Source organism: Rathayibacter sp. VKM Ac-2804 (assembly GCF_009866655.1).
In the GTDB taxonomy this organism is placed as follows: domain Bacteria; phylum Actinomycetota; class Actinomycetes; order Actinomycetales; family Microbacteriaceae; genus Rathayibacter.
This window is the reverse complement of record NZ_CP047420.1, coordinates 451,312-467,924: the sequence shown is the minus strand read 5'-3', so window position 1 is coordinate 467,924 and position 16,613 is coordinate 451,312. Positions and strand designations below refer to the sequence as shown.

The window sequence follows — 16,613 nt, the reverse complement described above, 5'->3', positions numbered from 1 at the left end:
GGACGGGGGCGGGTGGGCGAGCAGGACGCGCGCGAAACACGATCGCAACGTCGGGGTCACGGGGGCGACACGGGGGCGCGGTTGACTTCCTGTCGAGCGATAGAAACCCCGGCAGCGACCGGACCAGCAGACGGAGCAGGCGCAGCATGACGACATCAGGCACCTCGACCACGGCGGGTGCGCGCGAGCACGCCCGCGCCCAGGAGGCGGCGGCCGCGAGCACGCGCCCCGCGCCGCCGGCGGACGTCTCCCCCGACGACCTGCGCTGGTCGGAGCGGATCGAGGGCGGCGGCTACGGCCACCGCGTCCTCGCCCGCGGGACGCGCCTCCGCCTGACCGACGTCACGGGCGACGCCTGCGTCTCGCTGCTGGTCTACAACGCGCTGGAGCCGCACGAGCGGCTGAACGTCGCGGACACCGTCAAGGTGCAGTGGCAGGTCTACACGGGCGCCGGCCAGCTGCTGCTCAGCGACCAGGGCCGGGTGCTCGCGAGCGTCGTCGCCGACGACTCCGGCCGCCACGACACGATCTACGGCACGACCGCGCTGGCGCGGAACGTCGAGCGCTACGGCGACGGTGCACCGCAGGGCCCGTCGCCGGCCGGGCGCGAGCTGCTGCTGCTCGGCGCCGCCAAGCACGGGCTGGGCCGGGGCGATCTGCCGCCGAGCGTCTCGTACTTCCAGGGCGTGCGGATCCGCGAGGACGGCAGCCCGGAGTGGCTCGGCGGCGCCGGCCCCGGCCGCTCGGTGACGCTGCGGCTGGAGATGCCGGCGATCGTCCTGCTGGCGAACACCGCGCATCCGCTCGACCCGCGACCGGAGTTCACGGTCGGCGCGGTCGACGTGCACGCCTGGGCGGGCGAGCAGGCGAGCGCCGACGAGCGCGACGCCACCCCGGAGGGCCGCCGCGCCTTCCTCCAGACGGACGAGTACCTGAGCGCGAGGGGCATCGCATGAGCACCACCGGCACCGACACGAGCACCGGCACGAGCCCGAGCAGCAGCTACGGCACCGAGACCCACCGCGAGACCGTCGCCGCCCGCGCGCCCTGGTCCCGCCTCCTGAAGCGCGGCGAGTACCTCACCATCGTCGACGTCGACGGCAACCAGGCCGTCGACTTCCTCGCCTACGACGCGGAGGACCGCACCGCCTACTCCGCCGCCGCGACGCTGCAGGCGCAGGCGACGGTGTACCTCGTCACCGGCTCGGTGCTGCGCGACGCCGAGCACCGCCCGCTGCTGAGCGTGGTAGCGACCGACGTCGAGCGCCACGACACCCTCGGCGGCGCCTGCTCGAAGGAGAGCAACGCGCTCCGCTACGGCTTCCACACCACGGCGCAGCACGCCTGCGCCGAGAACTTCGTCGCCGAGCTCTCCCGGCACGGGATGGGCAAGCGCGACCAGGTCTCGAACGTGAACTGGTTCATGAACGTCCCGGTCGACCCGGACGGCGCGCTCGGGATCGTCGACGGGATCTCCTCCCCCGGCCTCAGCGTCGTGCTGCGGGCCGAGCGGGACACCCTCGTCGTCGTCTCGAACTGCCCGCAGATCAACAACCCGTGCAACGGCTTCGACCCGTCGCGCGCGGAGATGATCGTGCACAGCGGGGCGGGCGCGACCGCATGACCTTCGACACCCTCCTCGTCGCCAACCGCGGCGAGATCGCGGTCCGCATCCTCCGCACCGCGAAGGCGATGGGCCTGCGCACCGTCGCGGTCTACTCCGACGCCGACCTCGGCGCCGCGCACGTCGCGCTGGCCGACGAGGCGGTGCGGCTGGGCCCGGCCCCCGCGGCGGACAGCTACCTGCGGATCGACCGGATCCTCGAGGCCGCCGCGCGGACCGGCGCCGGCGCGATCCACCCGGGCTACGGCTTCCTCAGCGAGAACGCCGAGTTCGCGCGCGCCTGCGCGGCGGCCGGGATCGTCTTCGTCGGCCCGACGCCCGAGCAGCTGGAGGTGTTCGGCGCCAAGCACACGGCGCGCGACGCCGCCGAGCGCGCGGGCGTGCCGCTGCTGGCCGGCACCGGGCTGCTCGACGACGCCGACCACGCGGCCCGCGAGGCCGACCGGATCGGCTACCCGGTGATGCTCAAGGCGACGGCGGGCGGCGGCGGCATCGGCATGCGCGCCTGCCGCGACGAGGCCGAGCTGCGCGCCGCCTGGCGCGAGGTGCGGCGCCTGGCCGAGGCCGGCTTCTCCTCCGCCGGCGTGTTCCTGGAGCGGCTGGTCGAGCGCGCCCGGCACGTCGAGGTGCAGGTCTTCGGCGACGGCGCCGGCCGCGTCGTCTCGCTCGGCGACCGCGACTGCTCGCTGCAGCGCCGCAACCAGAAGGTGGTCGAGGAGAGCCCGGCCCCGGATCTGCCGGACGCCGTGCGCGAGCGCATCGCGGAGGCGTCGCGCCGGCTCTGCGCCGAGGCCGGCTACCGCAGCGCGGGCACCGTCGAGTACATCTACGACCCGGTTCGGCGGGAGGCGGCGTTCCTCGAGGTGAACACCCGGCTCCAGGTCGAGCACCCGGTGACGGAGTCGCGCTACGGCATCGACCTGGTCGAGTGGATGCTGCTGCTGGCGCAGGGCGAGACGGCGTTCCTCGACGCGGTCCCGGAGCCGAGCGGCGCCGCGGTCGAGGCGCGGGTCTACGCGGAGAACCCGGACCTGGGTAACGCGCCGAGCTCGGGCACCATCACGGGGCTGTCCTTCCCCGACGACGTCCGCGTCGACGGCTGGATCCGCCCCGGCAGCGAGGTGTCCACCTCCTACGACCCCCTGCTCGCGAAGGTGATCGTCAGCGGCGGCACCCGCGAGGAGGCCTGGGCCGCGCTCGGCCGGGCGCTCGCCGCCACCCGCGTCGACGGCATCGCGACCAACGTCGGTCTGCTGCGGGCGATCGCGGCCGAGCCGTCGGTGCTCGCGGCCGAGCACTCCACCGCGACCCTCGACGGGCTGCGCGACGCGAGTCCGCGGGTCGAGGTACTGAAGGGCGGGATGCTCACGACCGTGCAGGACGCCACCGGGCGCCTGGGCTACTGGCCGGTCGGCGTGCCGCCGTCGGGGCCGATGGATCCGCTCTCGTTCCGGCTCGGCAACACGGCGCTCGGCAACCCCGAGGACGCACCGGGCCTCGAGATCACGATGACCGGGCCGACGCTGCGCTTCCACACGGCGACCCGCGTGGTGCTGACCGGGGCTCCCGCGCCCGTCAGGCTCGACGGCGCGCCGATCGCGCCGTGGGAGCCGGTCGCGGTGCCGGCCGGCGGCGTGCTCGCGATCGGCACGGCCGAGAGCGGCATGCGGATGTATCTGCTCGTCGAGGGCGGGCTCGACATCCCGCTCGTGCTCGGCTCGGCCAGCACCTTCGACCTCGGCGCGATCGGGGGGCACGCGGGGCGGGCGCTCGCCCCGGGCGACGTGCTCGGGCTGCGGACGCCGAGCACTCCGAACGCCGTGGCGGTCGTCCCGGCCGCGGAGCGCCCCGCGTTCCCGCACGCCTGGACGCTCGCCGCGCTCGAGGGCCCGCACGCCGCTCCGGAGTTCTTCACCGAGGACGACATGGCCGTCTTCTACGCGACCGACTGGGAGGTGCACTTCAACTCGGCGCGCACCGGCGTCCGCCTGCTCGGCCCGAAGCCGCACTGGGCCCGCGAGGACGGCGGCGAGGCGGGGCTGCACCCCTCGAACATCCACGACACCCCGTACGCGGTCGGCGCCGTCGACTACACCGGCGACCTGCCGATCCTGCTCGGCCCCGACGGCCCGAGCCTCGGCGGCTTCACCTGCCCGGCGAGCGTTGCGACCGGGCACCTCTGGCGGCTCGGGCAGCTCCGCCCCGGCGACACGGTGCGCTTCGTGCCGGTCACCGCGGCGCAGGCGACCGGGCTGCTCGACGCTCCGCTCGACGAGCCCGCGGCCGGCCGCGCGGCCGTCGAGGACCAGGGCGTGCTGCACCGCCGGCCCGCGCACGACGGCGACCCGTCGCTGGTGCTGCGCCGCAGCGGCGACGCGAACCTGCTCGTCGAGATCGGCGAGACGATCCTCGACCTCGCCTCGCGGATGCGCGTGCACGCGATCGCCGAGACGCTCGAGAAGGCGGCGCTGCCCGGCGTGATCGAGCTGACGCCGGGCATCCGCTCGCTGCAGGTGCACTTCGACCCGCGGACGACCTCGACCGACGCGGTCGCCGAGGCGGTGCTCGCGGCCGAGGCGCTGCTGCCCGCGACGGCCGACCTGCGCGTGCCGAGTCGCACCGTGCATCTGCCGCTGGCGTGGGACGACCCGTCGACGCGCGAGGCGATCCGCCGCTACATGGCGGGCGTCCGCGACGACGCGCCCTGGTGCCCGTGGAACATCGAGTTCATCCGCCGGATCAACGGCCTGGACAGCGTCGACGAGGTCTACCGCACGGTGTTCGAGGCCGAGTACCTGGTGCTCGGTCTCGGCGACGTCTACCTCGGCGCACCGGTCGCGACTCCGCTCGACCCGCGGCACCGCCTGGTGACGACCAAGTACAACCCGGCGCGCACCTGGACGCCGCAGAACGCCGTCGGCATCGGCGGCGCCTACCTCTGCATCTACGGGATGGAGGGGCCGGGCGGCTACCAGTTCGTCGGCCGCACGGTGCCGATCTGGTCGACGCACCACCAGGCCGGGGCCTTCGAGACCGGCGTGCCCTGGCTGCTGCGGTTCTTCGACCGCATCCGCTGGTACCCGGTGGAGCCGGAGGAGCTGCTCGAGCTGCGCTCCGAGATGGCCGCGGGGCGGCTGCCGCTGCGGATCGAGGAGGGCGAGTTCGGGCTCGCGGAGTACCAGGAGTTCCTCGCGGAGAACGCGGAGTCGATCGCGGACTTCCGCGCGGTGCAGGCCGGGGCCTTCGGCGCCGAGCGCGCCGCCTGGGAGGCGTCGGGCGAGTTCGACCGGGTGGAGGCGGTGCCCGCGCCGCCCGCGTCCTCCGCGGTGGAGATCCCGGACGGCTGCGAGGGCGTCGAGGCGCCGTTCGTGGCGACCGTGTTCCGGATCGACGTCGCCGTGGGCGACGCGGTCGCGGCCGGGCAGACGCTGGTCGCCCTCGAGGCGATGAAGATGGAGGCGCCCGTGACGGCCCCGGCGGCCGGGCGCGTGGTCGCCGTGGTCGCCGAGGTCGGGGCGCACGTGGCCGCGGGCACGGTGCTCGTGGTGCTGGAGACGAGGGCCGAGTCGGCCGAGGAAGAGGACGCAGCATGATGGACGATCCCGTGCTTCAGGACCCCGCGGCGCACGTCGCCGAGCGCTACCGGCGGCTGGCCGCCCGGCCCGAGGCGTTCATCGCCCTGCGGCCCGAGGCGGAGGTGGCGGCCGAGCTCGCGGCCGTCGATCCGGCGCTCCCGCTCGCCGGGCTGCTGTTCGCGGTGAAGGGCAACATCGACGTCGCGGGGCTGGAGACGACCGCGGCCTGCCCGGCGTTCGCGTACGCCCCTGCCGAGGACGCGACCGTGGTGGCCCGGCTGCGTGCGGCCGGCGCGGTGGTGCTCGGCTCGGCCAACCTCGACCAGTTCGCGACCGGCCTGGTCGGCACCCGCTCCCCGTACGGCGCGGTGCGGCACGCGGTCGACCCGGCGCGCATCTCGGGCGGCTCGTCCTCCGGGTCCGCGGTCGCGGTGGCGCTCGGCGGCGCGGACTTCGCGCTCGGGACGGACACCGCGGGCTCCGGCCGGGTGCCGGCCGCGTTCCACGGGCTGGCCGGGCTCAAGCCGACGAAGGGCTGGGTCAGCGCGGCCGGGGTCGTGCCGGCCTGCCGGAGCCTCGACGTGGTGACGGTGATGGCGCCGGATCCGGCGATCGCCCGGCGCGCGCTCGACGTGATGGCGGGGCCGGACTCGCGCGATCCGCTCAGCCGCAGCGGAGTCGCCGCCCCGTTTGCGTCGACGCCGCGGATCGGCGTCCCGCGGCCCGGGCAGCTCGGCGAGCTGGCGCCCGGGTGGGCCGAGGCGTTCGACGCCGAGGTCGCCCGCTGGGCCGACGCGGGCGCGACGCTGGTCGAGCTCGACATCGAGGTGTTCCTCGAGACCGCGCGGATGCTCTACGACGGCGCGTTCGTGGCCGAGCGCTACGCGGCGGTCGGCGAGTTCGTCGACGCGCACCCCGACGAGGTGGACCCGGTGGTCGGCGGCATCGTGTCGCGGTCGCGGGAGCTGCCGGCCTGGAGGCTCTTCCAGGACCAGGAGCGGCTCGACCGGGCGCGGGTCGCCTCCGACGCCGTGTTCGAGCGGATCGACGCGCTGCTGCTCCCGACGACGACCGAGCACCCGACGCTCGCGGCCGTCGAGGCCGACCCGATCGGCGTCAACTCGCGGCTCGGGCGCTTCACCAACTTCGCGAATCTGCTCGACCTGGCGGCCGTCGCCTACCCCGCGGGAGTCGTCGACGGGCTGCCGTTCGGCGTGCAGCTGATCGGGCCCGCCTTCTCCGACCACCAGCTCGCCGACCTCGTCTGGAGCCGCTCATGAGCACCGCCGCTGCGACCACCGTCCTCCTCGCCGTCGCCGGCGCGCACCTGCGCGACCAGCCGCTGCACCACCAGCTCGCGGATCGCGACGCGGAGTTCGTCGGGGCGACGACGACGAGCGCCGACTACCGGCTGTTCGCGCTGGCGACCGTGCCGCCCAAGCCCGGCGTCGTGCGGGTCGCCGAGCGCGGCGCGGCGCTCGAGGTGGAGGTGTACCGGCTGACCGAGGCGGCGTTCGGCTCGTTCGTCGCAGCGCTCCCGCAGCCGATGGCCATCGGCTCGGTGTCGCTCGCCGACGGCTCGCTCGTCAGCGGCTTCCTCGTCGAGCCGATCGCACTCGCCGGCGCGGAGGACATCACCGCCTTCGGCGGCTGGCGCGCGTACCTCGCCCGCTGACCGGCGCCGGATCTCGATACGCCCGCATGCATGCTGGTCGAGTAGCCCCGCAGGGGCGTATCGAGACCCACCCTCTGCAGCACGGTGGATCTCGATACGCCCGCTGCGCGGGCTACTCGATCAGCATGAAGGGGCGCCCGCATGCGGGCCGCTCGGCTCAGATCGTCGGGAGGAGGATCTCGCGGACGAGGGCGTCGAGGCGGGCGTCGGCGTCGAGGAACTGGCGGAGGGTGCGGCGGGTGGCGCCGAACGAGCCGAACTCGTCGACGGTCATGCCGTCCTCGAGGTAGGCGCGGCGGAACTCGGGGAGCACCAGCAGCGCGGCGAGGATCTCGGCGGGGACCGGGACGTCGATCTGCGCCGGGTCGACCTCGATGCGGTTCTCGTGGATCAGCAGCTGCCACTCGAACGGCGGCGAGACGACGAGGTCGCCGCCCACCAGCTCCGACCACTGCAGGTGGTTGCGGAAGGCGGCCGAGAGGATGCGGGAGCGGTAGCCGCGCTCGCGGAAGATCCGGTACGCCTCCTTGAGCGCCGCGACGCCCGCCCAGTCGAGGTGGCCGGGCTGCACGAGGCGGCGGTCGGCCGCGACCGACGCCTTGATCCAGTCGTCGAGCCGCCCGCCCATGATGGTGACGACGGAGCCGAACTCGTGGTCCGGCAGCCCCTCGGCCGCGCGGCGGTCGAAGCCGCGCTCGATCGCCTCGGCGACGGCCACGGCCTGGGCGACCGTGAACGACACGGTCGCGTTGATGCTGACGCCGCGGTAGGTCGCCTCCTCGATCGCGCGGATGCCGATCGCGGTGGCGGGGATCTTCACGATGATGTTCTCGGCCAGCTCCGAGAAGTGCACGGCCTGGGCGACGAGCGCGTCGGCGTCGCGGTGCAGGCGCGGGTCGGTCTGCACCGAGAGGCGCCCGTCGCGCCCGCCGCTCGCGCGGAACGCGGGCAGCAGCAGCTCGGCCGCCTCGATCGACATCTGCTCGATGGCCAGCCAGCCGAGCTCGCTCTCGCCCGCGGTGGGGTGCTGCTCGGCGAGCGCCGCGATCCGCGGACCCCAGACGTCGAGGTGCTTCTCGATCGTGGTGAGCGCGATGACCGGGTTGCAGGTCGCGCCGACCGCGCCGAAGGCGATCGACCGGCCGAGCTCCTCGAGGTCCGCGGAGTCGTTCCAGAGGCTGGTCGCCGTCGCAGCGCCGGCCCGCAGCGGCTCGTACGGGGCGGTCGCCGCGTCGGCGGTCACGGTGTCGGCGGTGACGGTGGCGCTCATGGTCTTCTCCAGAGGATCGGGCGCGGCGGCGCCGGTGGCGGATGTGCTCATCCTAGATGTTTTCTGTGCAAATGTCCTGACATTAGCCGGTCACTCTCGGTCGTCGCGCTCAGCCGAGCAGCGGCTTCTGCGCCGCCCGCTGCTCCGTGTACTCCGCGTACGCGCGCTGCGTGCTCGGCAGCTCCGACACCTCGGCGACGGGCACGTCCCACCAGCCCTCGCCGCTCGGCGCGTAGAGCAGCGGGTCGCTGTTGATGTGGATCAGCGTCGTGCGGTCCGACGCCTTCGCGGCGGCCATCGCGGCGCGCAGGTCCTCGATCGAGGACCCGCTCGGTGCCACCTCGATCACGTCGACGCCGTAGCTGCGCGCGTTCGCGGCGAGATCGAGCGGGATCTCGCGGTCGTCGAGCCCGCGGTACTGCGTGCCGTAGCGGCCGGAGCCGACCGTCTCGGAGAGGTGCCCGATCGAGGCGTAGCCGTGGTTCTGGATCAGCACCACGATGATCTTCAGCCCCTCGGCCACCGCGGTGACGAGCTCGGTGTGCAGCATCAGGTAGGAGCCGTCGCCGACCATCACGACGACGTCGCGGTCGGAGCCCGACGCCTCCGCCCCGCGCTTGACGCCCAGGCCGCCGGCGATCTCGTAGCCCATGCAGGAGAAGGCGTACTCGACGTTGTACCCGAGGCTGTCGCGCACCCGCCACAGCTTGTGCAGGTCGCCGGGCAGCGAGCCGGCCGCCTGCACGACGACGTCCTCGGGCGCGGTCGAGGACTGCACGGCGCCGATGATCTCGGCCTGGCCGGGCAGCGCGAGGCCGGAGGGGGCGAACGCGGCGTCGACCGTCGCGTCCCACTCCGCCTTCTCGCGGCGGATCCGCTCCGCGAGCTCCTCGGACACGTGGAACCGGCTCAGCTGCTCGCGGAGCGCCACCAGCGCCTCGCGGGCGTCGGCGACGACGGGCAGCTGCGAGCCGTGCTTGTAGGCGTCGAAGGCGGCGATGTTGACGTTCACGAACACGACGTCGTCGTTCTGGAAGACGGTGCGGCTCGCGGTGGTGAAGTCGCTGTAGCGGGTGCCGATGCCGATGACGACGTCCGCGTCGGCCGCGAGGCGGTTCGCCGCGGTGGAGCCGGTGGCGCCGATGCCGCCGAGGTACTGCGGGTGGTCCCAGGCGAGGGCGCCGCCGCCGGCCTGGGTGGTGGCGACGGGGACGCCGGTGGCCTCGGCGAACGCGCGCAGGGCCTCCTCCGCGCCGGAGTAGATCACGCCGCCGCCCGCGACGACGATCGGATTCCGCGCGCCGGCGATCGCGGCGACGGCGCGCTCGAGCGCACCGCGCTCCGGGACCGGGCGGCGCAGGTGCCACTCGCGCTCCTGGAGGAAGGCGACCGGGACGTCGAGCACCTCGGCCTGGACGTCCTCGGGCAGGGCGATGGTGACCGCGCCGGTCTCGGCCGGGTCGGTCAGCACGCGCAGCGCGGCGAGGGCGATCGAGTAGAGCTGCTCGGGTCGCTGCACGCGGTCGAAGAAGCGCGAGAGCGGCCGGAACGCGTCGTTCACGGTGATGCCGATGTCGTGCGGCAGCTCGAGCTGCTGCAGGACCGGATCGGCGACGCGGGTCGCGAAGGTGTCGCTCGGGAGCAGCAGCGCCGGGAGCCGGTTGGCGGTCGCGAGGGCGGCGCCGGTGAGCATGTTGGCCGCGCCCGGGCCGACGGAGGCGGCGCTGGCGTAGGTGCCGAGCCGGCGGTGCATCCGCGCGTAGCCGACGGCCTGGTGCACCATCGCCTGCTCGTTGCGCGCCTGGTGGTACGGCATCAGGGTCGGATCGAGGGCGTTCGACTGCGCGAGCGCCTGGCCGATGCCGGCGACGTTGCCGTGCCCGAAGATGCCGAACATCCCCGGGATCGTGCGCTCGCGGTGGTCGCCGTCCACGGTCCACTGCCGGGCGAGGAACTCGACGAGCGCCTGGCTCACGGTCATCCGCTGGGTCTTGTCGGCCATCAGTGCTGTCCTCCGGTGGTGCTGGTCGTGCTGTCGGTCGTGTCGGGTGTGTCGCTCGTGTACGGGAGTCGGGGGTCGATGTCCTGGTCGTCCCAGGTGCTGCGGATCCAGCCGTGCGCCGGGTGGTCGCTGATCAGCCAGGCGCGCTCCTCGCCCGGGCCCGCCATCACGTTGAGGTAGTAGAGGTCGTAGCCCGGCGCCGCGACGGCGGGGCCGTGGTAGCCGAACGGGACGAGGGCGATGTCGCCGGTGCGCACGGTCGCGTCGATCGCGATCTCGCCGGCGGGCGAGGAGGAGGTGCCGAACATCCCGAACGGCTCGGCGCTCTCGGGCGCTGCGACCCCGCGGCTGACGGCGGTCTCGAAGTAGTAGATCTCCTCGAGCCGCGACTCGCGCCCGGGGACGTCCTCGTCGTGCTTGTGCGCGGGGTAGCTCGACCAGTTCTCGGCCGGAGTGATCACCTCGCAGACGATGAAGCGGTCGGCCTCGAGCGCGGCCGGGGTGCCGAAGTTGTGCACCTGCCGGCTGGAGCGGCCGGCGCCGCGGAGCTCGACGGGGACCTCGGCGCGCGGGACGTAGCGGCTCGGGTGCGCGGTCGCGGCGGGCGCCTCCGCGATCGCGACGCGGCCCTCCCCCGACACCGTCGCGGAGGACAGCGTCGAGAGGTAGAGGACGTCGCTCGGGCCGTCGAAGACCGAGGCCCGGCCCGCGAGGACGGTGGTCTCGGCGGGGCCGCCGGTCTCGTGGCGGACCGTGAAGGAGCCGGAGAGCGGGACGACGAGGCGCTCGACGCCCGCCGCGGGGAGCGCGAGCTCGTCGCCGGGGGCGAGGTCCGCGACGCGGAGGCCCGTGTGCCGCCAGCCGGGCAGGCCGGCGTCGACGACGGACTCCCAGCCGTCGCGGGCGAGCGCGCCCCTCGGGAACAGCCACTCGTTCTGCGTGGTCATCTCGGGCCTTCCGTCGTGTCTCGGTGCGGGGGTGCTGGTGCGGCGGGTCTCGATACGCCGCTGCGCGGCTACTCGACCAGCATGAGCGGGCCCCATGCTGATCGAGTAGGACGCGGAGCGGCCGTATCGAGATCCACCCTCCCGGTGAAGGGCCTCAGTTCTGAGGGAAGCCCAGGTTGATGCCGCCGTGCGACGGGTCGAGCCAGCGGCTCGTGATCGCCTTCTGCTGCGTGAAGAACCGCACGCCCTCCGCGCCGTGGGCCTTCGTATCGCCGAACAGCGACGACTTCCAGCCGCCGAACGAGAACGTCGCCACCGGCACCGGGATCGGCACGTTGATGCCGATCATCCCGACCTCGACCTCGTTCTGGAAGCGCCGCGCGGCTCCGCCGTCGTTCGTGAAGATCGCCGTGCCGTTGCCGAAGGCGCCGGTGTTGATCAGCTCGACGCCCTCCTCGTAGGAGGCGACGCGGACGATCGAGAGCACCGGTCCGAAGATCTCCTCCGTGTAGGCGCGCGAGGTGGTCGGCACTTTGTCGAGCAGCGTGGGTCCCAGCCAGAAGCCGTTCTCGTCGCCGTCGACCTCGATCCCGCGGCCGTCGATGACGACCTCGGCGCCGTCCTGCTCGGCGATGCCGATGTAGGAGGCGACCTTGTCGCGGTGCGCCTCGGTCACCAGCGGGCCCATGTCGCAGCCGCGGCGACCGTCGCCGATGCGCAGCTGCGACGCGCGCTCCTGGATCTTGCCGATCAGCTCGTCCGCGACGGGCTCGACCGCGACGACGACCGAGATCGCCATGCAGCGCTCGCCCGCGGAGCCGAAGCCCGCGTTGATCGCCGAGTCGGCGACCAGGTCGAGGTCGGCATCCGGCAGCACCAGCATGTGGTTCTTCGCTCCGCCGAGCGCCTGCACGCGCTTGCCGTGCTTCGTCCCGGTCTCGTAGACGTACTGCGCGATCGGCGTGGAGCCCACGAACGAGATCGAGCGGACATCCGGCGAGGTCAGCAGCCCGTCGACTGCCTGCTTGTCGCCGTTGAGCACCGTGAAGACGCCGTCGGGCAGCCCGGCCTCCTTCCACAGCTTCGCGAGCCAGATCGCCGCGGTCGGGTCCTTCTCGGAGGGCTTGAGGATGACGGTGTTGCCGGCCGCGATCGCGATCGGAAAGAACCACATCGGCACCATCGCGGGGAAGTTGAACGGCGAGATGATCCCGACCACGCCGAGCGGCTGCTTCGTCGAGTACACGTCGACGCCGGTCGACACCTGCTCCGAGTACTCGCCCTTGAGGTGGTGCGCGAGGCCGGTCGCGAACTCCACGACCTCCTGCCCGCGGGTGATCTCGCCGAGTGCGTCGGAGATCACCTTGCCGTGCTCCGAGGTGATGATCTCGGCCAGCTCGCCCTTCTTCGCCTCCAGCAGCTCGCGGAAGGAGAAGAGGATCTGCTGCCGCTTGGCCAGCGACAGGTCGCGCCAGGCCGGGAACGCGGCCTTCGCGGAGGCGATCGCCGCGGCGATCTCGGCCTCGTCGGCCAGCGCGACCTCCTTTGTCGCGACGCCCAGGGCGGGGTCGTAGACCGGTGCGGTGCGGCCCGAGGTCGACGGCGACTCGCGCCCGTCGATCCAGTGCGGGACGACGGCGAGCTGGTGGAGCGGGGTGGTTCCGATGGTCTCGGACATGGTTCCTGTCTCTGTTCGTGGAGAGGGGGTTCGTGGAAGAGGGGCTTGTCGGGAAGGGGAGGCGGTCAGCCGTGCACGAGCGCGGCGGCGGTGTCGACCGCTGCCGCGACGTCGCCGTCGGCCGGGTAGAGGAGGGTGCGCCCGACGACGAGGCCGCGGACGCCGGGCAGCGCGAGGGCAGCGCCCCACGCCGCGTAGGTCTCGTCGGGGCTCCCCGTCGGGTCGCCGCCGAGCAGCAGCGTCGGGAGGGTGGTGGCGGCCATCACCCGCTCCATCTCGCCGACGACGGGCAGCTTCATCCAGGTGTAGGCCGAGGACGAGCCGAGCCCGGAGGCGATCGCGATCGAGGTGATCACGGCGTCGGCGGAGAGGTCGTTGACGACGGCGCCGTCGACCCACTCGCTGAGGAAGGGCTCGAGCATGATCGGCACGTGCGCCGCCGCGGCCGCGGTCACGGCCGCCGCGTTGGCCTCGAGCGTCGCGACCGAGCCGGCGTCGGCGAGGTTGATCCGCAGCAGCGTCTTCGCGAAGTCGAGGCCGTCGCGGACGATCCCGTCGATGTCGTAGCCGGTGAAGCGGTCGTCCATCTCGAAGGACGCGCCGCGCAGGCCGCCGCGGTTCATCGATCCGACGACGACCTTGTCGTCGAGCAGCCCGAGGAGGGCGAGGTCGTCGATGATGTCGGGCGTGCCGAGCACCCCGTCCACTCCCGGCCGCGAGAGCGCGGTCGCGAGGCGGTCGAGCAGGTCGTAGCGGTCGGCCATCGCCATGCCGTCGCGGCGCACGCCGAGCGCGCCGCGGGCGGGGTGATCGGCGGCCACGAGCAGCAGCCGGCCGTTCCCGCCGAGCAGCGGACGGCGGCGGCGCCCGGCGAGCGCCCGTGCGACGGCGGCCGGGTCCTCGGCGCGGAGCCGGCGCAGCTCCGCGACATCGCGGTCAGAGAGTGACATCGGTGCGCTCCTCCAGGAAGGCCTCGACCTCGGCCGTGCTGGGCATCGCCGTCGAGCACTCGCGCCGTGAGGCGACGATCGCGCCGGCGACGTTCGCGAAGCGGAGGATGCGCTCGAGGTCCCAGCCCTCGACGAGGCCGTGGAGGAGCGCGCCGCCGAAGCTGTCGCCCGCGCCGAGGCCGTTGACGACCTGGACCGGGAAGGGTGCGACCTCGACGGTCTCGGAGCGGGTCTTCGCGAGCACGCCGCGCGGCCCCTGCTTGACGATCGCGAGCTCGACGCCCCGGTCGAGGAGCGCGTCGGCCGCGCGCGACGGGTCGGTCTCGCCGACGGCGACCTCGCACTCCTCGCGGTTGCCGACCGCGACGGTGACCCACTCGAGGGCCTTGGCGACCTCCTGCGACGCCCGCTCGGGCGACGGCCAGAACATCGGCCGGTAGTCGAGGTCGAGCACGGTGAACGGCCGGCGGTCGCGCGCCTGCCAGGCGACGAAGTGCGCGGACCGGCTGGGCTCCTCCGTGAGCCCGGTGACGGTCGACCAGTAGACCTTCGCCCGGACGATCGCGTCGAGGTCGAGCGACTGCGCCGTGATCGCCAGGTCGGGCGCCTTGGGCTTGCGGTAGAAGTACAGCGGGAAGTCGTCCGGCGGGAAGATCTCGCAGAACGTGACCGGCGTGGCCAGGTCCGGCTCGGTGCCGACGAACTCGTCCGAGACGCCGAGCCGGACCAGCTCGCGCTTCACGTAGCGGCCGAACGGGTCGTCGCCGGCCCGCGAGATCAGCGCGGCGGAGTGCCCGTGCCGGGCGGCCGCGATCGCGACGTTGGCGGCGCTCCCGCCGAGGTACTTGCCGAAGGTCTCGACGTCCTCGAGCCCGAGGCCGTCCTGCAGCGGGTAGATGTCGACCCCGACCCGGCCGATGGTCAGGACGTCGTAGGGCGCCGGCGCGTCCGTCACTCCGGCCTCGCGGCGGCCTCGTGCGCGAGCTCCGCGGTGACCGCGGAGTCCGGCATCGAGCGCTCGAGCTCGTGGGCGAGGGAGGCGAGCTCGGCGCCGCCGGCCATCAGGCTGGTCAGCTCGCCGAGGGTGATCTCGCTCTTCTCGAAGTTGCCCAGGCTGGTGCCGCGGTTGAGGAGCAGGAAGCGGTCGCCCACCGGGTAGGCGTGGTGCGGGTTGTGGGTGATGAAGACCACGCCGAGCCCGGCGTCGCGGGAGCGGGCGATGTACTTGAGCACCACGCCCGACTGCTTCACGCCCAGCGCCGCGGTCGGCTCGTCGAGGATCAGCACGCGGGCACCGAAGTAGACCGCGCGGGCGATGGCGACGCACTGGCGCTCGCCTCCGGAGAGGGTGCCGATCGGCTGGTCGACGTCGCGCAGGTCGATGCCCATGTTCGCCAGCTCGCTCTGCGTGATCTCCTTCATCCGCTTCACGTCCAGGCGGCGCAGCGGCCCGCGCCCCTTGGTGATCTCGGAGCCGAGGAAGAAGTTGCGCCAGACCGGCATCAGCGGCACGACGGCCAGGTCCTGGTAGACGGTCGCGATCCCCGCCTGCAGCGCGGCGCGCGGCGACGAGAAGGTGACCGGCGACCCGTCGAGGAGCAGCTCGCCCTCGGAGGGGGTGTGCGCGCCGGCGAGCATCTTGATGAACGTCGACTTGCCGGCGCCGTTGTCGCCGAGGACGCAGGTGACCTCGCCGGCGTTGACCGTGGTCGAGACTCCGGCGAGCGCGTTGACGGCGCCGTAGCTCTTGCCGATGTCGCGGACCTCGACGATCGTCGTGCCCACCGGGGTGCGGGGCGCGGCCGGCTGTCCGGTCGAGGGGCCGCTCGTCGTGTCGGCGCTCATCGTCCGCCTCCTGCTCGTGTCCGGACGAAGTTGTTCAGGAGCACCGCGGCGAGCAGCATGCCGCCGAGGACGGTGCGCAGCCAGTTGGTGTCCCACTGGGCGAAGGTGATGCCCTGGAAGACCATCCCGTAGATCAGCGCGCCGAGGGCGGCGCCGATCGCCGAGCCGTAGCCGCCGGTCATCAGGCAGCCGCCGACGACGGCGCAGATGATGTAGATGAACTCCTGGCCGACGCCGGTGTTCGCCTGCACGGTCGAGGTGCGGAAGAGCGAGATCATGCCGACGAGCCAGGCGGCACCGGCGGTCCCCATGAAGAGGCCGATCTTGGTCTTCAGCACGGGGACGCCGACCTGGCGCGACGCGGTCTGCGCCCCGCCGACGGCGAAGATCCAGTTGCCGGCGCGGGTGCGCAGCAGGATCCAGGTCGCGACGGCCGCCACCACGAACCACCAGAGCACGGAGACGTAGAAGGTGCCGCCGCCGATGCCGGCCGACGAGCCGAACAGCGGCTGGATGCCGTCGTAGCCCGGGACCTTGGTCATCCCCTGGATCGCGACCTGGCCGGTGATGATCTTCGTCACCGCCAGGTCGATGCCGGCGAGGGCGAAGAAGGTGCCGAGCGTCACGATGAAGCTCGGCAGCCCCGTCTTCATCACCAGGATGCCGTTGAGGGCGCCCACGCCGAGGCAGACGACCAGCGAGACGAAGACCGCCACCCAGATGCTGAGTCCGTAGTGGGTGGTCAGGATCCCGACGATGAGGGCGGAGAAGCCCGTCATCACGCCGGCGGAGAGGTCGAACTCGCCGCCGATCATCAGCAGTGCGACGGCGACGGCCATGATCCCGAAGGTCGAGGCCGACTCCAGCCAGACCCCGGCGCCGGCGAAGCTCAGGAACTGCGGGGTGTAGAGGGAGAAGAACACGAGCACGGCGAGGGCGGCGACGAACGCGCCGGTCTCGGGCCGGGCCAGGATCTTGCGGAGCGGACGGCGCTCGAGGCGGGGCCTCGTCGCGATCGTCACGATGTCTGTCGTCGTCACTGCTGAC

At 73.3% G+C, this 16,613-nt stretch carries 13 protein-coding genes; 5 read left to right on the top strand and 8 right to left on the bottom strand.

Going from position 1 to position 16,613, the window contains the following annotated elements:
• Positions 1 to 146: 146 nt before the first annotated feature.
• The 5 genes from GTU73_RS02155 to GTU73_RS19015 are packed head-to-tail and all read left to right on the top strand — an operon-like array spanning position 147 to position 6,874.
• A complete protein-coding gene (locus GTU73_RS02155) occupies positions 147 to 956 on the top strand; it encodes an urea amidolyase associated protein UAAP1 (RefSeq protein WP_160086561.1) in 810 nt (269 codons plus the stop codon).
• Positions 953 to 1,624 (top strand): urea amidolyase associated protein UAAP2, encoded by a 672-nt coding sequence (locus tag GTU73_RS02150; protein WP_160086559.1) that lies wholly within the window; start codon positions 953 to 955, stop codon positions 1,622 to 1,624. The genes GTU73_RS02155 and GTU73_RS02150 overlap by 4 nt, the downstream gene beginning before the upstream one ends.
• The gene (uca, locus tag GTU73_RS02145) at positions 1,621 to 5,217 is read left to right on the top strand and encodes an urea carboxylase (protein WP_160086557.1); all 3,597 of its coding nucleotides are present in this window, start codon (positions 1,621 to 1,623) and stop codon (positions 5,215 to 5,217) included. The genes GTU73_RS02150 and uca overlap by 4 nt, the downstream gene beginning before the upstream one ends.
• Complete coding sequence (atzF, locus tag GTU73_RS02140; RefSeq protein WP_208543725.1) at positions 5,214 to 6,479, top strand: allophanate hydrolase; 1,266 nt, start codon at positions 5,214 to 5,216, stop codon at positions 6,477 to 6,479. Before uca ends, atzF begins: the two co-directional genes overlap by 4 nt.
• On the top strand, positions 6,476 to 6,874 hold the full coding sequence (locus tag GTU73_RS19015) for a hypothetical protein (protein ID WP_208543724.1): 399 nt from the start codon (positions 6,476 to 6,478) through the stop codon (positions 6,872 to 6,874). The genes atzF and GTU73_RS19015 overlap by 4 nt, the downstream gene beginning before the upstream one ends.
• A gap of 157 nt (positions 6,875 to 7,031) precedes the next feature.
• Here GTU73_RS19015 and GTU73_RS02135 read toward each other — a convergent pair whose 3' ends face one another.
• The 8 genes from GTU73_RS02135 to GTU73_RS02100 form a co-directional block, all read right to left on the bottom strand.
• Complete coding sequence (locus tag GTU73_RS02135) at positions 7,032 to 8,195, bottom strand: transaldolase family protein (RefSeq protein ID WP_160086555.1); 1,164 nt, start codon at positions 8,193 to 8,195, stop codon at positions 7,032 to 7,034.
• Positions 8,196 to 8,253: 58 nt separating this feature from the next.
• A complete protein-coding gene (iolD, locus tag GTU73_RS02130; RefSeq protein WP_160086553.1) occupies positions 8,254 to 10,146 on the bottom strand; it encodes a 3D-(3,5/4)-trihydroxycyclohexane-1,2-dione acylhydrolase (decyclizing) in 1,893 nt (630 codons plus the stop codon).
• The gene (gene iolB, locus GTU73_RS02125; RefSeq protein ID WP_160086551.1) at positions 10,146 to 11,093 is read right to left on the bottom strand and encodes a 5-deoxy-glucuronate isomerase; all 948 of its coding nucleotides are present in this window, start codon (positions 11,091 to 11,093) and stop codon (positions 10,146 to 10,148) included. The genes iolD and iolB overlap by 1 nt, the downstream gene beginning before the upstream one ends.
• A gap of 154 nt (positions 11,094 to 11,247) precedes the next feature.
• Positions 11,248 to 12,771, bottom strand: coding sequence for a CoA-acylating methylmalonate-semialdehyde dehydrogenase (locus tag GTU73_RS02120; protein WP_160086549.1), 1,524 nt, complete (start codon positions 12,769 to 12,771; stop codon positions 11,248 to 11,250).
• A 65-nt stretch (positions 12,772 to 12,836) separates the two neighbouring features.
• The gene (locus tag GTU73_RS02115; RefSeq protein ID WP_160086547.1) at positions 12,837 to 13,721 is read right to left on the bottom strand and encodes a deoxyribose-phosphate aldolase; all 885 of its coding nucleotides are present in this window, start codon (positions 13,719 to 13,721) and stop codon (positions 12,837 to 12,839) included.
• Positions 13,708 to 14,676 (bottom strand): 5-dehydro-2-deoxygluconokinase, encoded by a 969-nt coding sequence (gene iolC / locus GTU73_RS02110; protein WP_160086545.1) that lies wholly within the window; start codon positions 14,674 to 14,676, stop codon positions 13,708 to 13,710. The genes GTU73_RS02115 and iolC overlap by 14 nt, the downstream gene beginning before the upstream one ends.
• Positions 14,673 to 15,566, bottom strand: a complete 894-nt coding sequence (locus GTU73_RS02105; protein ID WP_160086543.1) for an ATP-binding cassette domain-containing protein — start codon at positions 15,564 to 15,566, stop codon at positions 14,673 to 14,675. Before GTU73_RS02105 ends, iolC begins: the two co-directional genes overlap by 4 nt.
• Complete coding sequence (locus tag GTU73_RS02100) at positions 15,563 to 16,606, bottom strand: ABC transporter permease (protein WP_160086541.1); 1,044 nt, start codon at positions 16,604 to 16,606, stop codon at positions 15,563 to 15,565. Before GTU73_RS02100 ends, GTU73_RS02105 begins: the two co-directional genes overlap by 4 nt.
• Between the last annotated feature and the right edge of the window lie 7 nt (positions 16,607 to 16,613).